Origin of the sequence: Rhodococcus sp. A14, from assembly GCF_011603105.1 — a bacterium.
In the GTDB taxonomy this organism is placed as follows: Bacteria; Actinomycetota; Actinomycetes; order Mycobacteriales; family Mycobacteriaceae; genus Rhodococcus_F; species Rhodococcus_F opacus.
Genome location: NZ_JAAOQS010000195.1, coordinates 1 through 7,290 on the forward strand (window position 1 = coordinate 1; position 7,290 = coordinate 7,290).

A 7,290-nucleotide genomic window follows, 5' to 3' on the forward strand; every position below is an offset into this window, starting at 1 on the left:
ATGGACAGGGCGCGCTGCGTATCGAGGGCGGTCGTGGTCTCAACCGAGAGCTTCCCCCCGATGTGGCCGGCGAAGATCTCCTCGTCGGTCAGCTCGACCTTCTGCGGTGTGGTGGGTTCGGACACGACAGTCACGGCTGTTACTCCAAAGGTGGTGGGCGGGACTCGGTGGTGGGATTCAGTGCACGGCGGCGAACCGGACCGCGGGTGCGGGTGCAGGTGCAGGTGCAGGTGCGGAGAGCACCTTGCCGGACCAGCTGTGGTGGGCAGGGTCGGCGAGAAAGACGAGGGCAGTGTCGAAATCAGGTGTGATGTGCTGGTCGGCGAATTCGGGTGAGGGGAGTTCGTCGATCAAACGGATGGTGTTGACCTGTAGGGTTCGCGCGCTGATGTCGTGTGCCGCGGCGGCGGTGAAGGCCTCGATCGCGCCGTCTATCACCTGACGGGCCAGGGTGGATTCCCGTGTGTCAGCGGCTGATCGGTCCACGCCGACGACGGTGACGATGGATCCTGCGCGGTTGCGGTCACTCATCGACTGCATCGCCCGGCGCACGGTTGTGAACAGCATCCGCAGGTGAGCGTGGAGGAATCGGTCCCAGTCGTGGGGGTGGATCGACTGGAGCGGCATGCCGGTGGATTCGGGTCCGGGGATCCAGGCGGCGTGAATGACGGTGTCGATCTGGCCGTGGGTGTCTTCGATGCCGGTGAAAAGCCGGTCGACCTCCCATTGGATGGTGAGATCGGCGACGGCGGCGGTCGCGTGGCCACCGAAGCCGGTGATGTCGTGGGTGATCCGCTGGGCCGCCTCCGGGGTGAAGCTGTGTGCGATGACGTCGAATCCGTGAGTGCCGAGAGTGCGGGCAGCATAGGCGCCCTCAGGATGTTCGACACCGGTCACCAGGACCAGTTTGCTGTTTCGTGTGGGTGGAGTCTGCGGGGTCAGCTGCGTGGAGGCCAACGAGGGTCGTCCTTCTTGGGATGCCTTGACCGATGGGGAGGGTCCCGCACCGGGTTGGGAGGGGACGGCGGTACGCCCGGCCGCGATCGCCGCGTCGGCAATCACCGAAACACGTGTAGGTCAGCGCGCGTCGTCGGTGAGGACTCGCTGGGCACCGGCCACGGCGACAGCGTCCGCTTCGAAGAGCATGCCCTCGACGAGGAACGAGTTCTGTACCGCGGTCACCGCCGGGTATGGGCTGGAGAAGAATTCGGCGCGGACCTTCTTGAATGCGTCGAAGTCGTCGCGGTTGCCCAGGTAGGCGGTCAGCTTGACCACCGACGACATCGAGGCGCCGTGCTGGTGCAGAATCTTTTCGATGTTGCGGAACACCCGGCGGGCCTGGGCCTCGAAGCCGCCGTCGACGAGGTTGCCGGCGTCGTCGTAGCCGGCCTGACCGGACGTGAACACCAGGTCTCCGGCCTTGGTGCCCTGGCTGTACTGGGCGGACTGTGCCCAGGTGAAGGGGGCTGGGCGGGTTTCGACGATGTTCTCGGTGGTCGTCATCGACTGGGTCGTCCTTTCGGTTCAGGTCCCGGTACGGGACCCGGGGTGGGTGAGGTGTGGCGCAGCCTTCGTCGGGTGACGGGTTGTCAGCCGAGCCGTTGCAGGGTGTGCCCCATGCGGTCGCGTTTGGTGGTCAGGTAGGAGCGGTTGTAGGCGGTCGGTGAGGACTCGTGTGGGATTTGTTCGGCGACGGTGATGCCGTGATCGCCCAGGGCCCGAACCTTGTCGGGGTTGTTCGTCATCAGCCGCACTCTGCCCACCCCGAGGTCCTCGAGGATTTCGCAGGCGACGCGGTAGTCGCGGCTGTCGACCGGCAGGCCGAGGCTGACGTTGGCGTCGATGGTGTCGAGGCCCTCGTGTTGCTGGAGTTCGTAGGCGCGCAGTTTGTGACCCAGGCCGATACCGCGGCCCTCGTGTCCGCGCAGATAGATCAGGACGCCGGCGCCGGCCTCGGCGATCGCGCTCATGGCGGATCGGAACTGGGGGCCGCAGTCGCAGCGCAGGGAGCCGGCGAGGTCACCGGTGATGCATTCGCTGTGCAGCCGGACCAGCGGGGCGTCGGCGGCGGCAACGTCGCCCATCACCAGGGCCATGTGCTCGACGCCGTCGCCGGGTGCTTGATAGGCGAGCGCGTCGAACGTGCCGACCTCGGTCGGCAGGGTGCTGCGCCCGGACCGCAGGACGGTGTTCTCGGAGCGGGCGGCGTTGTGGCGCAGCGGTGTCACCGTGCCCTCGGTGCGTGAGCGCCACATTCCATCGGTGCGTGAGCGCCAGGCACGCAGTTCGGCGATGGAGATCATCGGGATCGAGTGTTGTGCGGCGAGTTGTTCGAGGTCGTCGCGGCGCATCATCTCGCGCCGGTCGGGGGTGACGATCTCACAGAGCAGGGCGGCGCCGCTGAGCCCGGCCATGCGGCACAGGTCGACTCCGGCTTCGGTGTGTCCCGGGCGCTCGAGGACACCTCCGGGCTTCGCGAGTAGCGGCATCACGTGCCCGGGCCGGGCGAGATCGGCGGAGTGCAGGGCGGGGTCGGCCAGGGCCCGGATGGTGGCACCGCGATCGCCCGCGCTGATTCCCGTGGTGGTGCCGTGCCGGTAGTCGACGCTGATCAGGAATGCAGTTTTGTGGGCTTCGGTGTTGTCGGGCACCATCAGGTCGAGGCCGAGCTTGTCGGCGCGGGCGTCGTCGATGGCGACGCAGAGAAACCCGGATGTGTGTTCGAGGAAGAACGCGACCGCATCGGTGCTCGCGTATTCGGCGGCCATGATCAGGTCGCCCTCGTTCTCGCGGTCCTCGTCGTCGACGACGAGGACCATTCCCTTGTTTGCCAGTGCGGTGACCGCGTCCGAGATGGTCGACATGATCGCTGGCTCCTTCCTTGGCGAACACACGGAGTGTGGTGGGACGTTCTGGGTCGAGGCGGAGTCGCGGGCTGACATCGTTGTCGGCCCGACGACTCCGCGCTCGGGATCGGGGGTGGTTACCGTTGGTGCGGAGCGGAGGTTTCACTGAGACTGCGGCCCATCGTTTCCGGGGCGAGGACCTGGGAGACCGAGGCGCCGACGACACAGATGCCGGCGGCGATGAGCATCGTGATCCCCGCGCCGAGGTTGTGCATCGACCACGGCAGCAGGAACGTGCCCAGGCCGGCGCCGACGCGGCTGAACGCGGTCGCGAAACCGGTGCCGAGGCCGCGGATCTCGGTCGGGAAGATCTCCCCCGGGTAGACCCCGGTCAGCGCGGTGCACATCGCGTTGGCGAACGCGAAGACCAGGAAGCCGATCAGCACCAGCACCGGCGGTGCAGAGGTCCACAGCCCGATGGCGGCCAGGACCGCGGCGCAGACCCACTGCTGCGGAATGGTCAGGTTTCGCCGGCCCACGCGTTCGATGAGCAGGACCGAGACCACCACACCGGCCAGGGCGAGGCCGTTGACCCCCAGGGCACCGACGAGTCCGTCCCCGAGACCGTAGTCGGCGAGCACGCTGGCTGCGAAGGTGGCGATGGCGAAGTACGGTGCCACCACGCAGAACCAGAAGACGGAGATGAAGATCGTCGCGCGCCGGTAGGCCGGGGAGAACAACATCCCGAACGTGCCCTTGCGGGTTTGCTCGTTGGTGATGTCGAGGACGTCGGCGGGGTCTTCGAGATACGTATGGGCGATCTCGGTTGCCTCTTCGGTTCGGCCCTTGTTCATCAGCCAGCGCGGGGATTCGGGCATACCCAATCGGGCCAGGAGCAGGATGACGGCGGGCAGAGTGCTCGAGCCGAGCACGATGCGCCAGTCGAGAGACCATACGGCGGTCATCAGGAAGCCGGCGATAAAGGCCGTCATGAATCCGAAATACCAGGCGACCTCGTTGCAGGCCATCAACCGGCCACGCAGACGGGCAGGAGCGAATTCGGCGAGCAGTGGCCAACCGACCGAGTAGTCGGCGCCGATCGCGACGCCCATCAGCAGCCGGACCAGGAACAGTTGCCACGTCGAGTCGACGAAGAACTGCAGTACCGAACCAACGGTGAAGATCACCAGGTCGATCGTGAACAGCGGCTTGCGACCGAGTTTGTCCGCGAGCCAGCCACCGAGGGGGCCGCCGATGAAGATGCCGATCAGCGCGGACGCCCCGATCAGCCCCTCCCAGAACAGCGACATGCCGAGATCGAGGGTGATGGCCCCGATGACGGTGCCGATGATGCCGAGAATGTAGCCGTCGATGAACATGCCGCCGGCGATCACACCGGTCAGCTTGACCAGGAAGCGCTTCTTGTCGACTGACTGCTCGTCAATGTTCACGGGGTAGTTGTTCGTGATGGTCATCAGCCCTCCTCGCTCGTGCGCGTCGACGTGGCGATCACGACCGACGACGGTGGGCAATCACCGTGCGCAGTGGCGGATAGGCGGGAAGCAGATGTTCGCACGTGATGTCACAACCTTCGTGAAGTGGTGCACGGCCGCGGAATCCGAGGGATCACCGGCGACTGCGGGTCGTTGGGATGGGCTCTATCGGTAGGGCGCTGCAGCTCAGCCACGCCACGTGTTCATAAACTGAACGATGTGGTCAAAATTGTGACATGGGACTCAAGGCCCGTCAAGAGCGGCTCGCGCCTCGGCCTGTCGTCGGGTGCGAATTCGACACCCTTGCCGCAGGTCGGCAACGCCTGGCGCCGCGCGGTCGCGGCGCGAAGCCACCCGTCGGCAGTCGTAAACCCGATCGGCCGCACGCCGGGCGGCCGAAACTCTTGACAGATTGTGACCTACGGCTCAGGATCAATACCAGCAATTTTGAACGAGACGTTCAATTTGTGAACGATAGGCGTTCGGAGGGCGATGATCCCTCACCTGAGTTCCCGGCGTTAAGGAGAGGCAATGGCAGACAGCGCCCACCAGCATCGAGAGGCCGACGTCGTCGTGGTCGGTGGCGGCATCGCCGGACTGATCACCGCCCGGGAGCTGTCCCGCACCGGACTGCGTGTGGTCGTGCTCGAGGCGCGTGCGCGGCTCGGCGGGAGGGTGTGGACCGACCACCGCCTCGGCCGGGACCTCGAGATCGGCGGCACCTGGATGCACTGGGTGCAGCCGCACGTGTGGGCCGAGATCACCCGATACGGACTCGAGGTGACCCGCGGCCCCCGCGCGGAGCAGGCGTACTGGCTCGCCGGCGACCAGGTGCGCACCGGCACGCTCGATCAATTCATGGCACTGATCGATCCCGGCATGCGCCGAATGCTCGCCGACACCATGCGAATCATCCCCCGCCCCGACATGCCGACCACCGCGCCCGAGCTCGCCGACATCGACCGGTACAGCGTGCAGGACATGCTCGACCGGTTACAGCTGAGCGAGGACGAATACCAGGCGAACGAGGCGGCCTGGGTCGGACACTTCAACGGACCCCTCACCGAGGGAGCCTTCACCACCGCCCTGCGGTGGACCGCTGCCGCCGCCGGCTCGTGGCATTTGATGCACGAGGCGTCGGCAGTATTCCGCCTTGCCGACGGCACCCAGTCCCTGGTGGCGGCGATCGCCGACGACACCACCGCGGAACTGCGCACCGGCGCGGAGATCTCCCGCATCGAACACGACGCCGAACGCGCGCACGTGCATCTGGCCGACGGTCAGGTGATCACGGCGCACCGCGTGGTGCTGACCGTGCCGCAGAACATCCTCGGCGACCTCGACATCACCCCACCGCTCAACGACGGCAAGCTCGCCGCAAGCAAGGAGAAGGCGGCTTCACGCGGCGTCAAGTGCTGGATCCGGGTGCGCGGTCCGATCGCCCCGTTCTTCGGGTACTCCTCCGCCGCTCATCCGCTGTCGGTCGTGCGCACCGAATACCTCGGCGACGACGACGCGGTCCTGGTGGGTTTCGGCGCCGACTCGACACGGCTGGATCCGAACGACCGCGACGCAGTCCAGCAGGCACTGACCGTCTGGCGTGACGATCTCGATGTCCTCGAGGTGACCGGACACGACTGGATGAGCGATCCGTACTCGCAGGAGACCTGGATGATGAACCGCCCGAACCAGGTCACTCGTTACCTGGGCGCGCAGCAAGCTACCGAAGGCGTCCTGCATTTCGCGAGCAGTGACATCGCGAACCTATGGGCCGGATTCATCGACGGCGCCATCGAGAGCGCATTGCGCGCCGCACGCGCCATCGCCGCCGAATTGCACCCCGACCACTCCGCCCGCGCCGCTGCCGGGTCCGGCACCACGATCTGACAAGGAGCCCTCTCATGTTTGCTTCCACCATCGACCAGGCGCACTACCGCAACGTGATGGGGAACCTGCCCACCGGCGTGGTCGCCCTGTCGGGCATCGGCGTGGACCCCGAGTTCCCGTGCGGGCTGGTGGTCGGCACCTTCCAGTCGTTGTCGCTGGATCCGCCGTTGGTCAGCTTCAGTGTCGCGCACACCTCCACCAGTTGGCCGAAGGTCCGCGCCGCCGGACGGTTGTGTGCCAGTGTGCTGGCAGCGGGCCAGGAGTCGGTGTGCCGCGCCTTGTCGAGCAAGCAGCCGAACAAGTTCGAGGACGTCGAGTGGTCGCTGTCGGAGGCCGGATCGCCGCGGATCGACGGGGCGCATGCGTTCGTCGACTGCGAGGTCACGCATGAACTCGACGGTGGCGACCATGTCATCGTCATCGCTCGGGTGTTGCAGATGGACGCCGGCCACGGCGAGCCCCTCGTTTTCCATCAGGGCCGACTCGGCGGAATCCGGCAACTCACCGCCGCCTGACCCACAACCCCGGCTGCGCCGCACCCCGGCGCGAGCCTCGAATTCAGAAAAGGATTTCGCACTTCATGACTGACACCACTCATTCGATAGAGCAGGACACCACCGACGCACAGCTCGACCGTCTCCTCGACGCCGCGGCTGCCGCCGCACCGCTCTGGGAGGACCGCACCCCCCACAGTCGCGCCGCTGTGCTCGTCGCGATCGCCGACGCCCTCGAGGCGCACGCGGACGGGCTGGTCGCCGAGGCCATCAGCGAAACCGGGCTTCCCCAGGCCCGGTTGAGCGGTGAACTGAACCGCACCTGCGTGCAGTTGCGGATGTTCGCCGAGGAACTGATCGACGGCACCTTCCTGGACGTGATCATCGACCGCGCAGATCCCGACTTCGTTCTCGGCGCCCGCCCGGACCTGCGCCGGTACCAGATCCCCGTGGGACCGGTCCTGGTCTTCGCCGCCAGCAACTTCCCCTTCGCGTTCTCCGTCGCCGGCACCGACACCGCCTCCGCGCTGGCGGCCGGCTGCCCGGTGGTGCTCAAGGCCCATCCCGGCC

Annotated in this window: 7 protein-coding genes and 1 pseudogene; 3 read left to right on the plus strand and 5 right to left on the minus strand. The window is 66.7% G+C overall.

What is annotated here, in order from left to right; all coding sequences use genetic code 11:
- The 5 genes and pseudogenes from G9373_RS48465 to G9373_RS44125 all read right to left on the minus strand — a co-directional run.
- Window positions 1-134: pseudogene (locus G9373_RS48465) on the minus strand (NAD-dependent malic enzyme); the annotation flags it as partial.
- Between the two features lie 43 nt (window positions 135-177).
- Window positions 178-957, minus strand: a complete 780-nt coding sequence (locus G9373_RS44110) for an SDR family NAD(P)-dependent oxidoreductase (RefSeq protein WP_167121126.1) — start codon at window positions 955-957, stop codon at window positions 178-180.
- Window positions 958-1,077: 120 nt separating this feature from the next.
- Entirely contained in the window at window positions 1,078-1,503 is a 426-nt protein-coding gene (locus tag G9373_RS44115; protein WP_167121128.1) for a RidA family protein, read from the minus strand.
- Window positions 1,504-1,589: 86 nt separating this feature from the next.
- Window positions 1,590-2,864, minus strand: a complete 1,275-nt coding sequence (ribA, locus tag G9373_RS44120) for a GTP cyclohydrolase II (RefSeq protein WP_167121130.1) — start codon at window positions 2,862-2,864, stop codon at window positions 1,590-1,592.
- A gap of 119 nt (window positions 2,865-2,983) precedes the next feature.
- Complete coding sequence (locus G9373_RS44125) at window positions 2,984-4,321, minus strand: MFS transporter (protein WP_005572067.1); 1,338 nt, start codon at window positions 4,319-4,321, stop codon at window positions 2,984-2,986.
- A gap of 549 nt (window positions 4,322-4,870) precedes the next feature.
- On the opposite strand from G9373_RS44125, the gene G9373_RS44130 reads away from it, so the two are divergent.
- The 3 genes from G9373_RS44130 to G9373_RS44140 form a co-directional block, all read left to right on the plus strand.
- On the plus strand, window positions 4,871-6,226 hold the full coding sequence (locus G9373_RS44130; RefSeq protein ID WP_005572065.1) for an NAD(P)/FAD-dependent oxidoreductase: 1,356 nt from the start codon (window positions 4,871-4,873) through the stop codon (window positions 6,224-6,226).
- A gap of 14 nt (window positions 6,227-6,240) precedes the next feature.
- Window positions 6,241-6,741, plus strand: a complete 501-nt coding sequence (locus G9373_RS44135; RefSeq protein ID WP_005572064.1) for a flavin reductase family protein — start codon at window positions 6,241-6,243, stop codon at window positions 6,739-6,741.
- A gap of 65 nt (window positions 6,742-6,806) precedes the next feature.
- A partial coding sequence (locus tag G9373_RS44140) for an aldehyde dehydrogenase family protein (protein WP_167121132.1) occupies window positions 6,807-7,290 on the plus strand: 484 nt, incomplete at its 3' end.

Excerpts from the sequence above, each read along its gene's own strand:
- ribA (WP_167121130.1), bottom strand. The coding sequence starts at position 2,864 with ATGTCGACCATCTCGGACGCGGTCACCGCACTGGCAAACAAGGGAATG.
- G9373_RS44135 (WP_005572064.1), top strand. The coding sequence starts at position 6,241 with ATGTTTGCTTCCACCATCGACCAGGCGCACTACCGCAACGTGATGGGG.
- G9373_RS44130 (WP_005572065.1), top strand. The coding sequence starts at position 4,871 with ATGGCAGACAGCGCCCACCAGCATCGAGAGGCCGACGTCGTCGTGGTC.
- G9373_RS44125 (WP_005572067.1), bottom strand. The coding sequence starts at position 4,321 with ATGACCATCACGAACAACTACCCCGTGAACATTGACGAGCAGTCAGTC.
- G9373_RS44115 (WP_167121128.1), bottom strand. The coding sequence starts at position 1,503 with ATGACGACCACCGAGAACATCGTCGAAACCCGCCCAGCCCCCTTCACC.